This is a genomic window from Parabacteroides sp. AF19-14 (assembly GCF_003635485.1).
Lineage (GTDB): Bacteria > Bacteroidota > Bacteroidia > Bacteroidales > Tannerellaceae > Parabacteroides > Parabacteroides distasonis.
In genome coordinates this window covers 281,306-300,277 of sequence record NZ_QTMJ01000004.1, presented here as the reverse complement: position 1 = coordinate 300,277, position 18,972 = coordinate 281,306, and the positions used below count along the sequence as shown (strand labels likewise).

Sequence of the window (18,972 nt, the reverse complement as noted above, 5' to 3'; positions counted from 1 at the left end):
TTGTACGGAGCGCCACCACCAATATGTATTTACTACGAATGTTCTCATGACTCTGTTTTGTTATTACGGCAGCAAATATATGGAATCTTTGACAAACAGCAAATAAAATCGTACTTTTTTTATGAATGAGATAAAAAAGATCAGAAGGTCTATTAAAACTGCTCTATTGACAAATTGTAATTCATTGAGCCTTGTGTAGACGTGTATTGGCGTTTTTTGTATTTGTTTTTATTATTTCGAAGAATAATTTGCTTTCAAAATAATAGTTTCTACCTTTGCGGAAACAATAAAAAACGATTAATATTTCTAATATGGATACTAAATTAACTGGAAAAACTCGCATAGAGAGCGATTTGATCGGCGCTCGTGAAATCCCCGCCGAAGCATTATACGGAGTTCAAACCTTGAGAGGAATCGAGAATTTCTCAATCAGTAAATTCCGTTTGAGTGAATATCCTTTATTCATTAAAGGATTAGCTATAACAAAAATGGCGGCTGCCATGGCTAACTTTGAATTAGGCTTGCTTACCGTAGAGCAAAAAGACGCTATCATCGCCGCTTGTGGGGAGATTCTCGATGGTAAACATCACGACCAGTTCCCGGTGGATATGATCCAAGGCGGAGCGGGTACCACTACGAATATGAACGCGAATGAGGTGATCGCCAACCGTGCCTTGGAGCTGATGGGGCATGAGCGGGGTGAATACCAATACTGCTCACCGAACGACCATGTGAACTGCTCGCAATCCACGAACGACGCATATCCGACCGCTATCCATATCGGTATGTATTTTAAGCATCTTCAATTGCTTCCCCATTTGGAGGAATTGATCGCCTCTTTCCGTAAGAAAGGAGAGGAGTTCTCGCAAATTATCAAGATGGGACGTACGCAGTTGGAGGATGCCGTACCTATGACGTTGGGGCAGACCTTTAATGGCTTCGCCAGCATCTTGCAGGATGAGATCGCTCACTTGAATGAGGCCGCCGCCGATTTCTTGGTGGTTAATATGGGAGCTACCGCTATCGGTACGGGTATTTGTGCCGAGCCGGGATACGCGGAGAAATGTATCGCGGCTTTACGTGAGATAACCGGATGGGATATCCGTCTCTCCTCCGATTTGGTAGGAGCTACCTCGGATACTTCTTGCTTGGTAGGCTATGCTTCCGCCATGAAGCGGGTTTGCGTGAAGATGAATAAGATATGTAATGACCTTCGCTTGTTGGCAAGCGGCCCTCGTTGCGGTTTGGGTGAGTTTAACTTGCCTGCTATGCAGCCGGGTTCTTCTATCATGCCGGGTAAGGTGAATCCTGTGATCCCGGAGGTGATGAACCAGATCGCTTATAAGGTAATGGGTAATGAATTATGTGTGACCATGGCCGGGGAAGCCGCCCAGATGGAGCTGAACGCCATGGAGCCGGTGATGGCACAATGCTGCTTCGAGTCCGTGGATTTGCTGATCAATGGTTTCGATACCTTGCGTACCCGTTGCGTGGACGGTATTATCGCTAACGAGGATCGTTGCCGTGAGGAGGTACATCATAGCATCGGCGTGGTGACGGCCTTGAATCCGGTAATCGGCTATAAGAACTCGACCAAGATCGCGAAGGAGGCGTTGGAGACCGGTGTTAGCGTTTATCAATTGGTACTGGATCATGGTATCTTGACCAAGGAGGAATTGGATACGATCTTAAGCCCGGAGAATATGATCAAGCCGGTGAAGTTGGATATCAAGCCTCGCCGTTAATCGAGTCCTATTATATAATGTATACCATTTGTGGACCGTATAGGTGGATTTTTCCATCCTATGCGGTCTTTTTTTAGATTATAATCTCTATCTTTGGACTGACTTAATTCTAATAATCATGATAAATAGACGAGATTTTTTAAAGAATGCGTCCCTTTTCACCTTGGGTGGCCTGATGGCCGGAAAGGTCGGGAGCGCAGATGCGGCTAAACCTGTCACTTCTGAAACGATGGCCGCTAAGACAGTTGGTTTACAAATCTATTCTTTAGGCAAGGAACTTTATGCGGATGTACCCGGTGGATTGAAAAAGATCAAGCAAATGGGGTACACGAATCTGGAATTGGCCGGTTACAAGGAAGGTAAGATCGGCGGTGTAGACATGATGGAATTCAAGAAGATGGTGGATGATGCCGGATTGAAGATCACCAGTTCCCACGTGAATCCTCCGGTACGTGAGTACACGAAGGCCAATCGCTCTCAGATCTCCGAGTATTGGAAGAAGACGGCTGATGACCATGCCAAACTAGGCGTGAAGTACTTGATCCAGCCCGGGCAACCGAGTACCCGTAGCACCGAGGAAACCGCTTTCGTCTGCGAGATTTTTAACGAGGCGGGTAAGATCGTGAAAGCGGCCGGTATTCCTTTCGGCTATCACAACCATGAGATGGAGTTCGCCAAGGTAAATCCGGGCAGTACGGAGGCCAAGCTGGGAAGGCGTGTGAAAGGAGATTGCATCTATGAGTTGTTCTTGAAGAATACTGATCCTTCGCTTGTATTTTTCGAGATGGATGTTTATTGGGCCGTGATGGGACAACAAGATCCGATAGAGTGGTTGAAGAAATATCCGAACCGTATCAAGGTATTGCATATCAAGGACCGTGCTATTCTAGGCGAGTCCGGGATGATGAATTTCGAGAATATATTCCGGCAAGCTTACGCGAATGGAATCAAGGATTATTTCGTGGAGTTGGAGGGTATGCCTGACGGACGTTCCCAGTTTGAGGGCGTGAAAGGCTGCGTGGATTATTTATTGAAAGCACCGTTCGTGAAATAAGTCTTTTGACTCATTAAAAAAACGCTCATGGCGGTAGGATGCTTCCTCCGTTATGAGCGTGTTTGTTCGTAAAGCAGCCATACCAATAAAGGGATATAGTCCTTTAATTCCGTCCGTAATATCTTGAGCGCTTGAGAGATGCGGTATGCGATTGTTTTGGGGGATACGCCTGTCTGCTCGGCGATCTCGTTGTAGGTCATTTCCTCGAAACGGTTCATCTCGAATGCCTTACGGTATTCATCCGGGAGCTCCCGGATGGCCTTGGAGGCCAAGGCCATCAGTTCTCCTATATAAAAATCAGGATTCTCGAATTGCTCTTGGAACTTGGCGTACAATCTCTCGTGCACTTGTTGCTTAACCTGTATGTGGCTGATCGTATTGAGGCATTTATTGCGGACAATCGTGAAAAGGAGTGATTTCAGGGACATGTCCGCTACTAGGGATTTTCGGTTTTCCCACAGCCACATCATCACGTCTTGTACGATCTCCTCTGATTCTGGTACTGTTACATATTGGGAGGCGAAGGCGCACAATCCCCGGTAATATTGTTTGTACACGGTGTCGAACGCTTGTTCGTCTCCTGCGATAAGTTCTAGTGAAATTCGTTCTGCGTTCTCGTCCACAATAGTGTTTAAGTTTGTTTGGTTGCAAACTTAATGAATAATTCCGGATAAGAGGCATGAATCCCGCTACTTTTTCTTTCCTTGGTTGGCTACGGCTTCCATGAGTTTCTTGATTTCCTCCGGGTCGCCAAGGAAATAATCATTCACGAGTTTTAAGTCATCATCGAACTCGAACACGTATGGAACGGCTGTCGGGAGATTCAGATGAACGATCTCTTCATCGGAGATGTTTTTTAAATATTTGATGATTCCCCGCAAGCTGTTTCCGTGAGCGGCGACAAGGATCTGGTCGGCGGTCCGGAGCGTCGGGAAGATAACCTCTTTCCAATAAGGGAGAATCCGCTCAACCGTATCTTTCAAGGATTCCGTACGGGGCAACTCTTTATCCGGCACGTCTTTGTAGCGGATATCGAAGCGAGGGTTACGAGGGTCGCCTTCCGATAGGGGAAGCGGGGCTATATCGTAACTGCGACGCCAGATCAAGACCTGCTCGTCTCCATACTTTTGGGCGGTCTCGCTCTTGTTCAACCCTTGTAGCGATCCGTAATGTTTCTCGTTCAGCCTCCAGCTCTTCTCCACCGGGATCCAGTCTTGGTCCATGCGATCCAATACACAATTCAAGGTTTTGACGGCCCGTTTTAAATAAGAGGTATAGGCTTTATTGAACACATATCCTTTTTCTTTCAATAGGTTGCCGGCCCTATAAGCTTCGGCCACGCCTTTTTCTGTCAAATCCACATCGGTCCAACCGGTGAACCGGTTCTCTTTATTCCATACACTTTCGCCGTGGCGAAGCAATACGATACTTTTCATAGGTCTTTTTATTTTTATGATTTGTTTTTCTCGAAATCCTCGATGACTTCTTTTAATATAGGTAGATGACTATGTTGTACATCCTTCGCTGCCGTGAGGAAAGTGACAACCGGATGCTTCTCGATCTCTCGTAAGAAAGGAATGAAATCCGGGTTCTGCTTGATTTCCATCCCGTAGCGACCTTGGAATACTTCCCAATGCCTGTCTTTATCCTCGTGGAACCATTGGCGTAACTCCTTAGATGGAGTGATTTCTTTTCTCCATTCGTCAAACTTCGCATCCTCTTTCTTCAGTCCTCTGGGCCATAGCCTGTCGAGAAGAATGCGATAACCATCCGCCTCACTTGGCTCCTCATAAATCCGTTTTAAAAGAATCTTTACCATAAGAAGTCTCATTTTGTGGTAAAACAGTAGAAAGAGGGATATTGTTGAGCCTTTCTTTAGGAACGGTATTTTTGTCATTATTCAATTTTCTTGAAAAAAATCGTTTTTTTGTTTAGTACATCTTTTGTCTCAACTGTATTAATTATAGAAACAAGAAAAAATGGAAATAAACGAAGACATATTGATCCGATACATCGATGGGATGTTGACCGAGGAGGAAGCTGCGGAGGTGAAAAACTGGCGGGCCGCCTCTCTAGAAAACGAGAAACTGTTGGAGCAGGTCTATTTTACGACTCAAGTGGCAAGTCGCCTAAAAGTCATGCGGACCGTGAACCCGGACGAGGCGTTGTCTCGTTTTAAATCAAGAATCCATAAGAAAGAGAAAAGATTAGCTTTAAGACAAGTGTTAGGTGTTATTCAACGGGCTGCGGCCGTGTTATTCATTCCAGTCTTTCTTTTATCCGCTTATTTGTTCATACAGCAGGGTCAAGGGAACGTGCGTACGCTAGCCGTACGCACGAATCCTGGGGTGGTTTCGGCATTCGATTTACCTGACGGTTCTAAGGTTTGGCTGAATGCCAATAGCGAATTGAGATATCCTTCGGATTTCAATGCGGATACCCGTACGGTGGAATTAACCGGACAAGGATATTTCGAGGTGACGAAGAATGCCCATAAGCCTTTTATTGTGAAAGCGGATAAAGATTACTCGGTAGAGGTGTTGGGTACTTCTTTCAATGTATCCGCTTACAAAGACGAGAGTATGATAGAGACCACCTTGGTAGAGGGATCGGTAAAGTTGAACGTCGTGTCCGGAGGAAAGCGAATGACACAGATGTTGAAGCCAAACGAGAAAGCTGAGTATCAAAAGGGTGCTGACAAGATCAAGGTGTTCGACGTGAATACCGAATATGACACGGCTTGGAAGAACGGGGAGATTATCTTCAGGAACCATCCGATGGATAAAGTATTGAAAACGCTGGAACGTCATTATCACGTAGTATTCGAGGTAAAAGATAACGAGATACTCAAGTCCATAATAACAGCCCGTTTCAAGGACGAGCAATTGCCTCAAGTATTGGAATACCTGAAATTGGCGTCGGGAATCCAGTATGCGATACATAAACCTACCGTTAAGGACAGTGGATCGGGAACCTCAGTCGTGGAAATATCAAAATGAGAAATAATGTGTAACCTTCTAAAATACGTCTGCCCATGAAGAAAGAATAAACAAGGATTAAAAACATACGGAAGAATATTGGCGTATTCTCCCGTACGAAAAGTCAAGAAGAGCTGTTGGCGCAGCTACAAATAACTTTATTATAAATAGTAACACTACAAAAATATGAATAAAATTGTAACCTTAAATGCTTTAAGGGGGAATAGTTATTCTCTTTTTCGAAAAATTCCGTTAATGATTAACATGGGGGTATGCGCATTCTGTTTGGTACCGGCCATGGTTTTCGCAGAGAACACGCATGAAGTCACAGTCTTAAACGCTCAACAACAGACACGAAAAGCAGTCGGTGTCGTTACGGACAAAACGGGCGAGGCTATTATTGGTGCTAACGTAATTGTTAAAGGAACTACCAACGGTACCATCACGGATATGGATGGCCGTTTCGAGTTGGATGTTCCTAACAATGCGACTTTACAAGTTTCCTATATCGGTTTTAATACGCAAGAGATCGTCTTTACCGGACAACCTTCTATCGAGGTTCAATTGGTCGATGATACGCAAGCCTTGGATGAAGTCGTGGTAACCGCTTTGGGTATCAAGCGAGAGAAAAAGGCTTTGGGATATTCTATGTCTGAATTGAAAGGCGAGTCCCTGACGCAAACCCGTGATGCTAACGTGGCCAACGCTTTGGCTGGTAAGGTAGCAGGTTTGCAGATCAAGCAAAATGGTACCGGTGTCGGTGGTTCCTCTCGTATCGTGATTCGTGGTAATAACTCTATTACTGGTAATAACCAGCCGTTGATCGTTGTGGACGGTGTACCTATCGATAACTTTAGCGGTGGTACGGATGACTATTGGGGTAACGGTAACGTGGATAAAGGTTCCGGTATCTCTGATATCTCCCCGGATGATATCGAGAGTATGTCCGTATTGAAAGGCCCGGCAGCCGCGGCGTTGTATGGTAGCCGTGCAGGTAACGGTGTCGTGATGATCACGACTAAGAAAGGTAGCCAGAATAAAGGTTGGGGCGTAAGTATCAACTCGAATTTCACGGCTGAGAACCCGATGCAAACCCCGAAGTTCCAAGATGTATACGGACAAGGTATCGACGGCGCTTTCGATAATAATAAAGCGACGAGCTGGGGTGCCGCTATGGACGGTTCTTCTAAGGATATGGCGATGGGTTCTTACCAGTATGCGGCGAGAGACAATGATTTATATAAGGATTTCTTGCGCACTGGTACCACTTGGACAAACAGCGTGGATTTGAGCAAGAGTTCCGAGGATATCACTTTCCGTGCCGGCGTGACACGCTTGGATAATAAGGGTGTTGTTCCGAATAGCGGAATGGATCGTACGTCTATCAACTTGCGTTCTACGGCTAAACTGTCTAAATGGTTATCGGCCGACGTGAAGGTTAATTATGTAAGCCAGCATACGAACAACCGTGTGAAATTAGCGGGCGACCCGGATAATATCTTCCTTAACTATTTAAGTATGCCCCGAAGTGTGGGCTTCTCTGACTATGACGCCTATAAAGATAATGATTGGAAACGTGCGGACGGAAAGCCCGCTGGTTATCTGATCGACACGGGAGCCAACGCCAATAACCCGTATTGGTCCGCTTACCGCAATACGAACAAGGATAAGAAAGACCGCTTTATCGGATTCGCGGCCTTGGATTTCACGTTTACGGATTGGTTGAGCTTGAAGCTTCGCTCTGGTATGGATAATTACACCATCCAGTATGAGACAATCCGTGCGACAGGTAACCCGTATTGGGAGAACAACGGTAGCATGACAGCCAATATGGAGAAATTCACCGAGATCAACTCCGATTTCTTATTGACAGCTAAAGGCAACTGGGATCGATTCGGTATCGTAGGTACGGTAGGTGGTAATATGATGTACCGTAATTCTACATGGTACAAGGAATCATCCGGTGAGTTTGTGATTCCCGATTTCCATGCGATCGCCAACGGTAAGACACATGGTGGTGAGTATACTCGCAACCGTAAACAAATCAACTCGCTATATGCTACGGCATCATTGTCTTGGGACGACTATTTGTATTTGGACTTAACTGCTCGTAACGACTGGTCTTCAACACTTCCAAAAGACAATGACTCTTATTTCTACCCGTCGGTAGGTGTTAGCTGGATTTTCACCCAAATGTTGAATAAGATGGGGCATAACACGGGTATTCTTTCTTTCGGTAAGATCCGTGCGTCTTGGGCTCAGGTAGGTAATGATACGGACGCTTATATGTTGCGTGACTATTATAATATCAGTTATGATATTAAAGGGGGTATTTTTAATGCCAGCAACGAGGATTGGATGGCAAATCCAAATTTAAAGAATGAGACGATCAACTCTTGGGAGTTAGGCCTTGAGTTGAAGGCGTTTGAGAATAGGGTTGGTGTCGACGTAGCGTATTATAAGAAGAACGCCAAAGACCAGATCTTAAAGATCGATGTTCCTTCCGCTACAGGGTTCAAGAAAAAGATGATCAACGCCGGTAATATTGAGAATAAGGGTGTAGAGGTTGCGTTTAACGCTACTCCTTATATCTCCGAGAGTGGTTTCCAATGGGATACTCAGTTGAACTGGTCAAAGAATATCAACAAGGTAATTTCATTGACAGATGATACGAAAGAGCAGATCCTTAGTGACGCATCAGTAAGTTTCTTGAAGATCGTCGCTCACGAGGGTGGAGCCTATGGAGATATTTACGGTTACGCTTATCAACGGGATGATAACGGCAACATTATTATCGGTGCCGATGGTGTTCCTTTGAGAACGGACGATATGGTATTGTTGGGTAACAACCAGCCGAAATGGATGATGGGTTGGAGCAATACCTTGTCATATAAGAATTTCGTGTTGAACTTCATGTTCGATATGCGTTATGGTGGTGATGTGTATATGGGATCTATCCGTGCGGGTGCTTCATCCGGTAATTTAGAGATGACGTTGGATGGTCGTGATGGTATGGTTGTTCCGGGGGTATTGGCCGATGGTACTCCCAATACGAAGAGTATTACGGCTCAAGCTTATTGGAATGGTCTTTCTAGCAATAACGTGACAGAGGCTTATATGTACGATGCGACAAACATCCGTTTACGTGAGTTGAGTTTGGGTTATAATTTCCCGAGAACGATGTTGGCGAAGACTCCATTTACTTCCGCTCGCTTGAGTTTCGTGGCTCGTAACTTGTTCATGATTTATAGTAAGACAAAGGGATTCGACCCGGAGGCTGCTTATACATCTGGTAACGCCCAAGGTATCGAGTACGGTTCTATGCCTACTATGAGAAGCTTAGGTTTCAATATTAATTTGGCATTTTAATGAAACATAAATCTAAAAATGGAATTATTATGAAAAGTAATATAAAGATATTAGCAGCTTGTTCGTTTATGATGGCGAGTATGGCCAGTTGCGACCTGACAGGTATAAATGATAACCCGGATAAGCCGACGGATGATGTAAATTACAATATGAGCGAACCTCGATTGGCCTCTACGCTACGTGGTGGGATGATTATCGATGGTGATGTGGAACAACGCTTGAAACCTTTGCAAATTGATTTCTACTCTCAAATGTTGGTCGATGGCGGTGGTTGGGCAACTAAGAATTATATCCAAAATGACGAGTGGAACAATTTAACATGGCAAGCGTATCTGACACAGATTTCTTCTATCAATATCGTGATCCGTAGTTTGATGGAAAAAGATAAGGACTTATACGCTAATACGATCGCTTTCGCTCGTATCTGGCGTGTGTATATCCATAGCCTGGCTGCGGATAAGTTTGGTCCGATGCCTTTCCCGGCCTATGCTACCGTAGAAGATAATCCTCCTTATAAATCGGTGAAGGATATCTATTATGAATATTTCACGGAATTGGATGAGGCGTTGAATAGCTTTAGCGATAGCGCTGAGCCTATATTCTCGGATGCAGGTATCGACTTGGTCTATAAGAATGACGTTTCTCTTTGGAAAAAATTTGGAAACTCCTTGCGTCTTCGTTTCGCTGTTCGTCTATCTGAGGTGGATCGAGAGAAATGTGTCGCTGAGGCAAATGCCGCTTTGACATCTCCTTGTGGTTTGATCTCAAGCAAGGCTGATAATGCTTATATGCCTCCAAAAGCGGATGGTTCTTGGGGACAGGACTATAACTATACGATGTTCCAGATTACTTGGAGCGGTCCGATCTGTATGTCTAAGTCATTTGAGAAATTAGTGACTAATATCGGTAATATCGATTGGCCTGCCGGCGTGGTAAACCAGACATCCGGAGTTGCCGTATCGAATGTACATCCCGCTAAGGTAGACCCTCGTGCCCCGAAGATGTTCCAGCCGGGTATTGAGAATGGTGATTGGAAAGGTTTGGTATACGGTGCGAAAGCAGAGGAGGCGAATACTGGTATTTATCAGTCTAAGCAATGTGCAGAGATGGGCTTTATTATTAAAGATGGCGCTCCGTATAAATCTCGTCCTTATGATATGTTCCTTTCTGAGGAAGTTGATTTCTTGAAAGCTGAGTTGTTCGCCCGTAATTTGGTCGCCGGTGATGCTAAAGCTGCTTATGAGGCAGGTGTACGTGCTTCCTTCGAGACTTGGGGTGTATCGGGTGATGTTGAGGAGTATTTGGCTTCCACGGAAAAGAATGAGGCTGGTACCAGCGCGAAATATGACGATCAACAAGGCGCAGGCAATACGGCTTTAGAGAAGATCATCACGCAGAAATATATCGCCGGACTTCCAGATTTGGCGCAGGAAGCTTGGAATGACAAGCGTCGTTTGAACTTGCCTCGTTTGGATGTGGCTGTTTATCGAGATCAAGCTGTATATAATAATAGTGATACAAATATCTTGAATCCTCAAAATTTCATCAAACGTATGAAATACCCGATGAAAGAGCAATTGGTAAATGCTGCTGAATATGAGAAAGGCAAATCCATGTTAGGTGGGAAAGGTGATGTGGTTTCGACCCCGATTTGGTGGGATAAGAATTCCAACTATTGCACATCTTCAAAATAAATAAACAGACAGATTGATTATATTGAGCTTTAACAGAAGCTGATGGTTATTCTCGTTTGGAGATACTTATCTGTGAAGAACAGTACTCCAAGCGAGATTTTTTTGTTATAATTGAATAGTATTAGATAATAATTCTTACATTTACCCATGATAAATTGTGCGTGTGTAAATTATGAGATTATATATTTATATCTTCATTCTACTATTATTATGTATATTCCCGCTGGGCGCCCAACAGGAACGTTCGGAATCCTATATTCGTATCTCTCCCCCGGTTAGCTTGGCTGGCGCTCTGGATGAGATTGAGAGTCAAACCAATTATTCTTTTATTTATGACGCTCAGGTGATCAATTTATCTGAGAAAGTGCGTAAATCTTTATCCGGACGTACGGTTTTCGAGATTTTAAATTTATTATTTAAGAACACGGAGATCGTCTATACGGTCATGAATGACCAGATCATCTTGAATAAGAAAGAGGCGATAATCCAAATGCAACAAAAGCTGGATGGTAAGGTAAAAGGCATCGTGACCGATCACAAAGGAGAGCCTATTGCCTGCGTGAATGTGGTGGAAAAAGGAACGAGAAACGGTACGATTACGGATATGGATGGCAGCTTTGTATTGGAGCTTCCCGAGGAGGCTACTTTGGTTTTTTCTTATATCGGTTATCGTTCACGGGAAATTGAGTATGAGGGGCAATTGTCATTGAATGTGCAGTTGGAGGATGACGCCCAGATTTTGGACGAGGTAGTTATTACGGCTCTTGGTATCGAGAAGAAAGAATCTTCCTTGCCTTATGCCACCCAGTTAATCACAGGTGGGGAATTGGTAAGGGCCAAGGATTTTAATTTTATGAGTACGCTTTCCGGAAAGATGGCTGGACTCCAGATTAACCGGACTTCCGCCGGTCTGGGTAGCTCGTCCCGGGTGATTATTCGAGGTAGTCGTTCCGCATCCGGAAATAACCAGCCTTTGTATGTGATAGACGGTGTCCCGATCTTGAGCATTAGCAGTGAGCAAGCCTTGACAACGATCGGTGGTACGGCCGATGCCGGTAACCGGGATGCGGGCGATGGTATCTCTAATCTAAATCCTGATGATATAGAGAGTTTGAGTGTCTTGAAAGGGGCTTCGGCCTCTGCGTTGTATGGGGGACAAGCGGCGAACGGTGTGATCTTGATCAAAACGAAAAGAGGTAAGGCCGGGGTACGGAATATTCATTTCTCCTCGTCGCTGACTGTTGATCAAGCGATCAGTCTCCCCAAGTTTCAGAATGAGTTCGGACGGATGGAAGGGGCGGAAACTTGTTGGGGAGACCGGGCTTCTCTTCCGGTCTATGACCCTGTCGGCGATTTCTTCCGGACGGGTATTACCGCTATTAACTCATTGATATTTACGGCAGGGAATAGCCATGTGCAAAATTATTTTTCGTATGCCAATACGACCGCACGGGGCATCGTTCCTAAGAATAATTTAAGCAAGCATAATTTTAATCTCCGTGAAAGTTCTTCTTTCTTTGATGATCGTTTGATCTTGGAGGGGCAGGTAAACTTGATACTCCAAACAATCAAAGGAAAACCTACGGCCGGGGGATTTTATATGAACCCGTTACAAGGTTTATACACGTTTCCTAGAGGGATGGATATGGCACCTTATAAGGAGAACTTTGAGGTATATAACGAGAAACGGAATATGAACGTCCAGAACTGGTATACTACGATTACTGATTTTGAGCAAAATCCTTATTGGTTGGTCAACCGTACGGAAAACGAGGACAAACGTGCCCGTGTGTTGGCGTTGGCTTCCGCTAGTTTCAAGGTGACAGATTGGCTTACATTACAGGGCCGTGGAAATATCGATTATGTGAATGATAAGTATCAGCAGGAAATATACGCTTCTACCTCTCCGGGTATCGCCGGTGAGAACGGGCGTTACATTTATTACACCTACCAGACTACGTTGCTCTATGGGGATTTGATGGCCAAATTGAATAAAAGCTGGGGTGATTTCTCCTTGAACGCCGCTATCGGTACGAGCATAACGGACACACGCACCAGTGCGTTGAGGCTGGATTCGAAAACGGCTTCCTTGTATTATCCGAATGTCTTTACGATCGCTAATATTAACATGTCGTCCAGTGCCTACATCGAGGAGTCGGATGACGCACGCCGGCAAATGCAATCCTTTTTTGCTATGGCGCAGTTGGGATATAAGGAAAGCCTTTACTTAGATGTGACCGCACGTAATGACTGGTCATCTACCCTTGCGTTTACGGAACGTAAATCAAGAGGTTTTTTCTATCCTTCAGTCGGTCTTTCTTGGATTATCCCTAAATCCTTTTCGATGCCTTCCTTGATATCTTTTGGGAAAGTACGGGCTTCTTGGAGTAAGGTGGGTAATGATATACCCTTATTCGTTAGCAATACGGTAGGCCATATCGCCGCGGGCGGGATTCCCCAGCCGAATGATACGGCTCCGTTCGGTACCTTGAAGCCGGAGATGAGCAGTTCTTTTGAAATAGGTACCGAATGGAAATTCTTTGATTATCGTATGGACGTGGATATTACGTTCTATAAGACCAATACGAAAAATCAACTCTTCTCTTTACCTTCTTCCGCTGGAGCCGCATACAAGTATTATTTTGTGAATGCGGGAAATATACAGAATATGGGAGTGGAATTGACGTTCGGTGCGGTTCCTATCTTAACGAATCAGTTTAAATGGAATACGACACTCAACTTTTCCCGGAATAAAAATGAAGTAAAGAAACTACATGATGATTTGGCTAGCTTTATTCAAGGAGATGAAGGATTCTCCTCTAGCTATACGATGCGTTTGGTGGAAGGTGGCTCGTTTGGTGATATCTATGGGAAAGCTTTTGAGCGGGATAAATATGGTGCGATCGTGTATGGTCGGGACGGCTTGCCCCAAGAGATCGGCAGCGGGAATACGGCTAAGGTGGGGAATTGCAATCCGGCGTTCTTATTGGGTTGGGGAAATAGTTTCACGTATAAGGATTTCTCGTTCTATTTCTTGATTGACGGGCATTTTGGGGGAGATGTGCTGGCCCAGACTCAGGCTGTGCTTGACCAAACGGGAGTGAGTAAGGTTTCCGGAGAGGCCCGTACGATGGGGTATGTGGATTTGGAAGGGCATCATATTTATAACATAAAAGGATTTTATGAGCAGGTGGGAGGACGAAACGGTGTGACTGAATATTATATGTACGATGCTACCAATATCCGTTTGCGGGAGTTATCTTTGGGATATACGCTACCGAAGAGATTGCTGGGGAGAAAACAATTTCTCAAAAAGGCGGAACTGTCTTTTGTCGCCCGGAATCTATTCTTTATTTATAAAAAGGCTCCATTTGATCCGGATGCCGTGCTTTCGGCGAGCAATAGCAATCAAGGGATTGATATATTCGGGATACCGACTACGAGAAGTGTCGGCTTTAATGTGAAACTTTCATTCTAAGCGTATGAAGACGAGATTTCTGAATAAGATGGCAGCTCTGTTGGCTGTATTACTCCTTTTTTCCTGTACGGGTAAATTCGAGGAGTATAATACCGATAATACGGGTTTTACCGATGAGCAGAAAACGTATGATTATAATACGTTCGGTGTCTGGCTAAAGGTAGTCCAGATGGGGATTTATTTTAATTATGATTGGGGGAGTGGCAAGAACTGGCATTTCCAGACGATGCAAAATCTGAATGCGGATATGTTTTCCGGTTATATGCATGATTTTAAACCCTTCAACGCAGGATTGGGGAATACGGTCTATAATTTGCAGGATGGCTGGAATGGTACGATGTGGGATAATACGTATGGATATATCATGACGGAGATAAAGCAGACGGAAGATCATTCCCGTGATAAATATCCGGCTTTCTATGCGATCGCTAAAATACTGAAAGTAGAGATCATGCATCGGATCTCGGATTATTATGGCCCGATTGTGTATACAAAGTTTGGGGAGTCGGATGCCGGGGTAATGCCGGATTCCCAGAAAGACGCTTATTATGCTTTTTTCCAAGATTTGGGGGAGGCTATTCACCTGCTGTCTGAATATGATGGAGAAGAAACCTTTTCTCGTTTCGATATGATTATGCCGGAGAATTACAGGACGTTTGGGGAATGGATGCGTTTCGCCAACTCATTACGTTTGCGCTTGGCGATTCGTATCGCTATGGCCGACCCTGATAAGGCAAGGGATGAGGCGCATAAGTCGCTGACACATCCAGCCGGTTTGCTGGAGGAGGCTTATGAGGTCGTTGCGGTTTCTACCGCCGGAACCGGCTACTCGAATCCGCTGGGGGAGATCAATAAGGCGTGGGGAGAGGTTTTTATGAACGCTAATATGGAATCGATCCTTAAAGGATATAAAGACCCTCGATTATCCCGTTATTTTGAGCCTGCTACCGGACAGGGATATTCCGGGGAGTACCGGGGAATCCGGCAAGGGACAGGATTTAATCATTCCCGCTATAGTGAGCATTCGAGAAGCACGATTACCCAGAAAACGGACGCTATCTTAATGACGCCTGCGGAAGTTTGGTTCTTACGTGCGGAGGCAGCCTTGCGGGGCTGGTCCGGGGAGGACGCCGGGACTTGCTATGAGCAAGGCGTACGATCATCGTTCAATCAATGGAGGGTAGGAGAGGCGAACGCTTATTTACAAAGTGATCATGTAGCCGCCGATTTCGTGGATACGTTTACTCCCGACTATTCTGCGAAGGCGCTTTGCTTGGTGTCTCCGGCATGGGATGAAGAAGCCTCTAGGGAGACCAAGCTGGAGAAGATCATTACCCAAAAATGGATCGCTTGTTACCCCGAGGGCTGTGAGGCTTGGGCGGAGCAGAGGCGTACCGGTTATCCCCGTTTGTTCCCGGTTTTGGTGAATAAAAGCAATGGAAAGATCGATACGCGAACGATGATTCGTCGTTTGAATTTCCCGGTTAGCATTATTTCCGGTAACCCGGCTCAATATTCCGCCTTGTGTGAGTATTTGGGAGGTCCGGATACCGGAGGTACCCGCTTATGGTGGGATACCGGAGTGAATTTTCGTGATTAGCGACTGATTTTTCCTCTTCCTGCCAATATAATACCGAGATTCCCCTAAAAAATACTACCTTTGACATCGAAAATTATAAAAAAAGGGTTTATGTCTTTAAAACGTTTTGGTGTCTCTTTGGAAGACAATCTGTTGGAATCATTGGATCAATATGTGAATGAGAATGGCTTCGCCAATCGTTCACAGGCGATTCGTTTTCTGATAGAGAAGAATGTAGCCGAACGTAAATGGCAATGCAACCATATCGTAGCCGGGACGATCGTGATCATGTATGACCAAGTCAAGAAAGAGATCTCCTTGAAAATCACGGGTATCCAACAAAATTATAAGGATGTGATCTTGTCGTCTTCCCAGTATTATATCAATCAGAATTTTTGCTTGCATATAGTGACGGTGATGGGAACGGCTCACCGCTTGACAGAATTGTCGGATAAGTTGACGACAATCAAAGGCATTAAGCATGGTAAGTTGGTGATGAGCCGGGCGGATTAATGCTTTTTTTTGCAGGCTTGGTAACACGTTTTCTGGTGAACGTGCCACTACGGGATGTTTAAAATGATAAATATTATAGATGTAAGTAGTATATGAGAAAAGAACTTTTACTAGTTTCCGGACTGTTGATAGGCTCCATGGCGTTTGCGATAGATCCGGCAGAGATTGACAGTCTGATCAATTTGAAAGGGGTGGTGGTTTCCGCCAACAAGATCCATGTGAACCGGAACAGTGTGCCGTTATCTATCTCGGTCATCGAACGGGAAGAGATTGAGGCTAGCAGTGAATCGGCGTTGCTTCCCGTATTGTCGGAGCGAGTACCCGGGCTGTTTGTCACGGAAAAAGGGATTACAGGTTTTGGCGTCTCCGAGGGAGCGGCCGGGACGGTTAATATCCGGGGTGTCGGACAGAGTAATAAGGTCTTGATGTTGTTCGACGGACAGCCTCAATGGGCCGGTATATTCGGCCATTCGCTTCCGGATACCTATGTGGCTTCGGACGTGGAAAGGGTGGAGGTGATCCGTGGCCCGGGTTCCTTGTTATACGGCTCGAACGCTATGGGAGGTGTCGTGAATATCATTACCCGCCAGCATAATCGGCCGGGACGACGTACACAAGCCCGTATCATGTACGGCTCGTATAACACCCAGAAATATATGATTAATAATGGGTACAATATCGGTAACTTTAGTAGTTATATCTCATTGAATCATGACCGCACGGATGGACATCGTCCGGATTCGAAGTTCCATATCACGAATGGTTTCGCTAAGTTAGGATATAAGATTGATGATCATTATAAGGTGACGGGAGACGTAAGCTTAGCTAAGTTCAAGAACCAGAACCCGGGAGAGATAACAAATCCGCTTATCGATAATATAATGAATATCCTGCGAGGTACTACCTCCTTCGCTTTAGAAAATAATTACGGGAAGACAAGTGGTGCCCTTCGTGCTTTCTACAACTGGGGCCATCATAGGATTGATGATGGGTATAATCCGGGCGGGACGCCTAATCCTTATCTGTTTTATTCGGACGATCATAACGCCGGTTTCTTGCTTTATCAGTCTTTCCGCTTGGTGAAAGGGAATAGTTTTACGGTCGGCATCGATTATAAGAACTGGGGTGGTCACGCATGGCAGGATAGTATCAATGGTAACCAGAATGAGTTGGTGAATAAGACCGTGAACGAGGTAGCCGGATACGTTATCATGCAGCAGGATCTGTTTGACAAGGTAAGCTTGAACGCCGGGGTTCGTTATGAGCATAACAGTATCTTCGGCGGCGAGTGGATTCCGCAGGCCGGCTTCACGGTACGTCCGTTCGAGGGGAACGTGATAAAGGCTTCTTTGTCGAAAGGCTTCCGGAGTCCGAATATACGGGAGATGTACATGTTCCCGCCTCAGAACCCAGATTTGAAACCGGAGCGCATGATGAACTACGAGGTATCCATCGGGCAGACATTTTTGGACGGCAACTTGTTTACGGAGTTGACTGCCTTTTTTATCGACGGGCAGGATATGATCGAGACGACACGTATAGACGGACGGCCTAAGAATGTCAATACGGGTACTTTTACGAATAAAGGTATCGAGTTCGATTCCCGTTACCAGATTCTCAAGAATTTGAGCCTCGATATGAATTATAGCTATTTGCATACGAGCAAGGCCCTGCTGGCGGCTCCGGCACATAAATTTTTCGCTGGCGTGATGTATGCCCCGGGACGTTTCACTTTCAACGTGAACGTACAATCCATTTTCGACCTTTATATCGATACGGCGGACAAGGTGAAAGAGGATTACACGGTTTTGAACGCGAAGGCAGCCTACCGTTTCGGTACACGTGATAAAGGCTTGAATCTATTTGTCAAAGGAGAGAATTTAACGGCTACCCGTTATTCCATCAACGAAGGATTCCCGATGCCGAAGGCGATATTTATGGGAGGTATAGACGTAACTTTCTAGCATGGGTGGAAAAAGAACTTCCCCGAATACTCATATCTCCTTGAATTTTATGTCTACTTTCTAATATTTGTTTTATCTTTGCTTCATCAGAGTTTATTTGATTTTGATTAAAAGAATAAAACGTTATATATATGGATGTGAAAAATGATTTGGGTGGAGGAAAGCCCACGTTGCTAATCGCGGAGGATGAGGAAAGTAATTATTTACTTCTGAAGACCATTTTACATAAATATTGTAATTTGATCCGTGCTAAAACTGGTTTGGAAGCTTTGGCTCTCTTTAAGGAAAACGAGGTGGACTTGATCTTGATGGATATAAAGATGCCTGAGATGACGGGTATCGAGTCCTTGAAGGAAATCCGTAAGCTATCGAAAGATATCCCCGTAATCATGCAGTCGGCTTATGTATTCGACTCTGATATGGAAGCCGCTAAAGAAGCCGGGGCTTCCGGTTTTATCACGAAGCCGATCAATCTAAAGGTATTGAAAAATACGATATCGCAGTATTGTCCGTCGATCGTATGGTAAGGATTTATTAAGATGTTTTAGATTTGTATAAACGGCATTTTGCCGTATTTTTTGTTATTTTTGTAGAAAAT

The 18,972-nt window shown here is 44.9% G+C and carries 13 protein-coding genes; 10 read left to right on the top strand and 3 right to left on the bottom strand.

Annotation, left to right across the window (positions count from 1 at the left end; genetic code table 11):
* The first annotated feature begins 311 nt into the window (after nucleotides 1-311).
* Both DWX33_RS06195 and DWX33_RS06190 read left to right on the top strand, forming a co-directional pair.
* Nucleotides 312-1,745, top strand: a complete 1,434-nt coding sequence (locus DWX33_RS06195; RefSeq protein ID WP_005863095.1) for an aspartate ammonia-lyase — start codon at nucleotides 312-314, stop codon at nucleotides 1,743-1,745.
* Between the two features lie 118 nt (nucleotides 1,746-1,863).
* A complete protein-coding gene (locus DWX33_RS06190) occupies nucleotides 1,864-2,799 on the top strand; it encodes a sugar phosphate isomerase/epimerase (protein WP_005857832.1) in 936 nt (311 codons plus the stop codon).
* A 50-nt stretch (nucleotides 2,800-2,849) separates the two neighbouring features.
* Here DWX33_RS06190 and DWX33_RS06185 read toward each other — a convergent pair whose 3' ends face one another.
* From DWX33_RS06185 to DWX33_RS06175, 3 genes are all read right to left on the bottom strand, one after another.
* Nucleotides 2,850-3,422, bottom strand: a complete 573-nt coding sequence (locus DWX33_RS06185) for an RNA polymerase sigma-70 factor (protein WP_057326480.1) — start codon at nucleotides 3,420-3,422, stop codon at nucleotides 2,850-2,852.
* 66 nt (nucleotides 3,423-3,488) lie between these two features.
* Nucleotides 3,489-4,235: a 2,3-diphosphoglycerate-dependent phosphoglycerate mutase gene (gene gpmA, locus DWX33_RS06180; RefSeq protein ID WP_048928687.1), complete on the bottom strand. Its 747-nt coding sequence runs from the start codon at nucleotides 4,233-4,235 to the stop codon at nucleotides 3,489-3,491.
* A gap of 14 nt (nucleotides 4,236-4,249) precedes the next feature.
* Entirely contained in the window at nucleotides 4,250-4,618 is a 369-nt protein-coding gene (locus tag DWX33_RS06175) for a DUF488 domain-containing protein (RefSeq protein WP_121772484.1), read from the bottom strand.
* 160 nt (nucleotides 4,619-4,778) lie between these two features.
* Here DWX33_RS06175 and DWX33_RS06170 point away from each other — a divergent pair, with 160 nt between their 5' ends.
* The 8 genes from DWX33_RS06170 to DWX33_RS06135 all read left to right on the top strand — a co-directional run bounded on the left by DWX33_RS06170 (nucleotide 4,779) and on the right by DWX33_RS06135 (nucleotide 18,901).
* Nucleotides 4,779-5,798 (top strand): FecR family protein, encoded by a 1,020-nt coding sequence (locus tag DWX33_RS06170; protein ID WP_122380025.1) that lies wholly within the window; start codon nucleotides 4,779-4,781, stop codon nucleotides 5,796-5,798.
* 165 nt (nucleotides 5,799-5,963) lie between these two features.
* Nucleotides 5,964-9,146, top strand: coding sequence for a TonB-dependent receptor (locus tag DWX33_RS06165; RefSeq protein ID WP_005863087.1), 3,183 nt, complete (start codon nucleotides 5,964-5,966; stop codon nucleotides 9,144-9,146).
* Nucleotides 9,147-9,175: 29 nt separating this feature from the next.
* Nucleotides 9,176-10,840: a SusD/RagB family nutrient-binding outer membrane lipoprotein gene (locus DWX33_RS06160; protein WP_005863085.1), complete on the top strand. Its 1,665-nt coding sequence runs from the start codon at nucleotides 9,176-9,178 to the stop codon at nucleotides 10,838-10,840.
* A 172-nt stretch (nucleotides 10,841-11,012) separates the two neighbouring features.
* Nucleotides 11,013-14,318, top strand: coding sequence for a SusC/RagA family TonB-linked outer membrane protein (locus DWX33_RS06155; RefSeq protein ID WP_122380024.1), 3,306 nt, complete (start codon nucleotides 11,013-11,015; stop codon nucleotides 14,316-14,318).
* 4 nt (nucleotides 14,319-14,322) lie between these two features.
* Nucleotides 14,323-15,918, top strand: coding sequence for a SusD/RagB family nutrient-binding outer membrane lipoprotein (locus DWX33_RS06150; RefSeq protein ID WP_122380023.1), 1,596 nt, complete (start codon nucleotides 14,323-14,325; stop codon nucleotides 15,916-15,918).
* 90 nt (nucleotides 15,919-16,008) lie between these two features.
* Nucleotides 16,009-16,410, top strand: coding sequence for a nickel-responsive transcriptional regulator NikR (gene nikR, locus DWX33_RS06145; protein ID WP_005857797.1), 402 nt, complete (start codon nucleotides 16,009-16,011; stop codon nucleotides 16,408-16,410).
* A 92-nt stretch (nucleotides 16,411-16,502) separates the two neighbouring features.
* Entirely contained in the window at nucleotides 16,503-18,374 is a 1,872-nt protein-coding gene (locus DWX33_RS06140) for a TonB-dependent siderophore receptor (RefSeq protein ID WP_122380022.1), read from the top strand.
* Between the two features lie 131 nt (nucleotides 18,375-18,505).
* Nucleotides 18,506-18,901, top strand: coding sequence for a response regulator (locus DWX33_RS06135; protein ID WP_009275015.1), 396 nt, complete (start codon nucleotides 18,506-18,508; stop codon nucleotides 18,899-18,901).
* Nucleotides 18,902-18,972 lie beyond the last annotated feature (71 nt).

Excerpts from the sequence above, each read along its gene's own strand:
- DWX33_RS06140 (WP_122380022.1), top strand. The coding sequence starts at position 16,503 with ATGAGAAAAGAACTTTTACTAGTTTCCGGACTGTTGATAGGCTCCATG.
- DWX33_RS06170 (WP_122380025.1), top strand. The coding sequence starts at position 4,779 with ATGGAAATAAACGAAGACATATTGATCCGATACATCGATGGGATGTTG.
- DWX33_RS06165 (WP_005863087.1), top strand. The coding sequence starts at position 5,964 with ATGAATAAAATTGTAACCTTAAATGCTTTAAGGGGGAATAGTTATTCT.
- DWX33_RS06155 (WP_122380024.1), top strand. The coding sequence starts at position 11,013 with ATGAGATTATATATTTATATCTTCATTCTACTATTATTATGTATATTC.
- DWX33_RS06175 (WP_121772484.1), bottom strand. The coding sequence starts at position 4,618 with ATGGTAAAGATTCTTTTAAAACGGATTTATGAGGAGCCAAGTGAGGCG.
- DWX33_RS06135 (WP_009275015.1), top strand. The coding sequence starts at position 18,506 with ATGGATGTGAAAAATGATTTGGGTGGAGGAAAGCCCACGTTGCTAATC.
- nikR (WP_005857797.1), top strand. The coding sequence starts at position 16,009 with ATGTCTTTAAAACGTTTTGGTGTCTCTTTGGAAGACAATCTGTTGGAA.
- gpmA (WP_048928687.1), bottom strand. The coding sequence starts at position 4,235 with ATGAAAAGTATCGTATTGCTTCGCCACGGCGAAAGTGTATGGAATAAA.
- DWX33_RS06160 (WP_005863085.1), top strand. The coding sequence starts at position 9,176 with ATGAAAAGTAATATAAAGATATTAGCAGCTTGTTCGTTTATGATGGCG.
- DWX33_RS06190 (WP_005857832.1), top strand. The coding sequence starts at position 1,864 with ATGATAAATAGACGAGATTTTTTAAAGAATGCGTCCCTTTTCACCTTG.
- DWX33_RS06150 (WP_122380023.1), top strand. The coding sequence starts at position 14,323 with ATGAAGACGAGATTTCTGAATAAGATGGCAGCTCTGTTGGCTGTATTA.
- DWX33_RS06195 (WP_005863095.1), top strand. The coding sequence starts at position 312 with ATGGATACTAAATTAACTGGAAAAACTCGCATAGAGAGCGATTTGATC.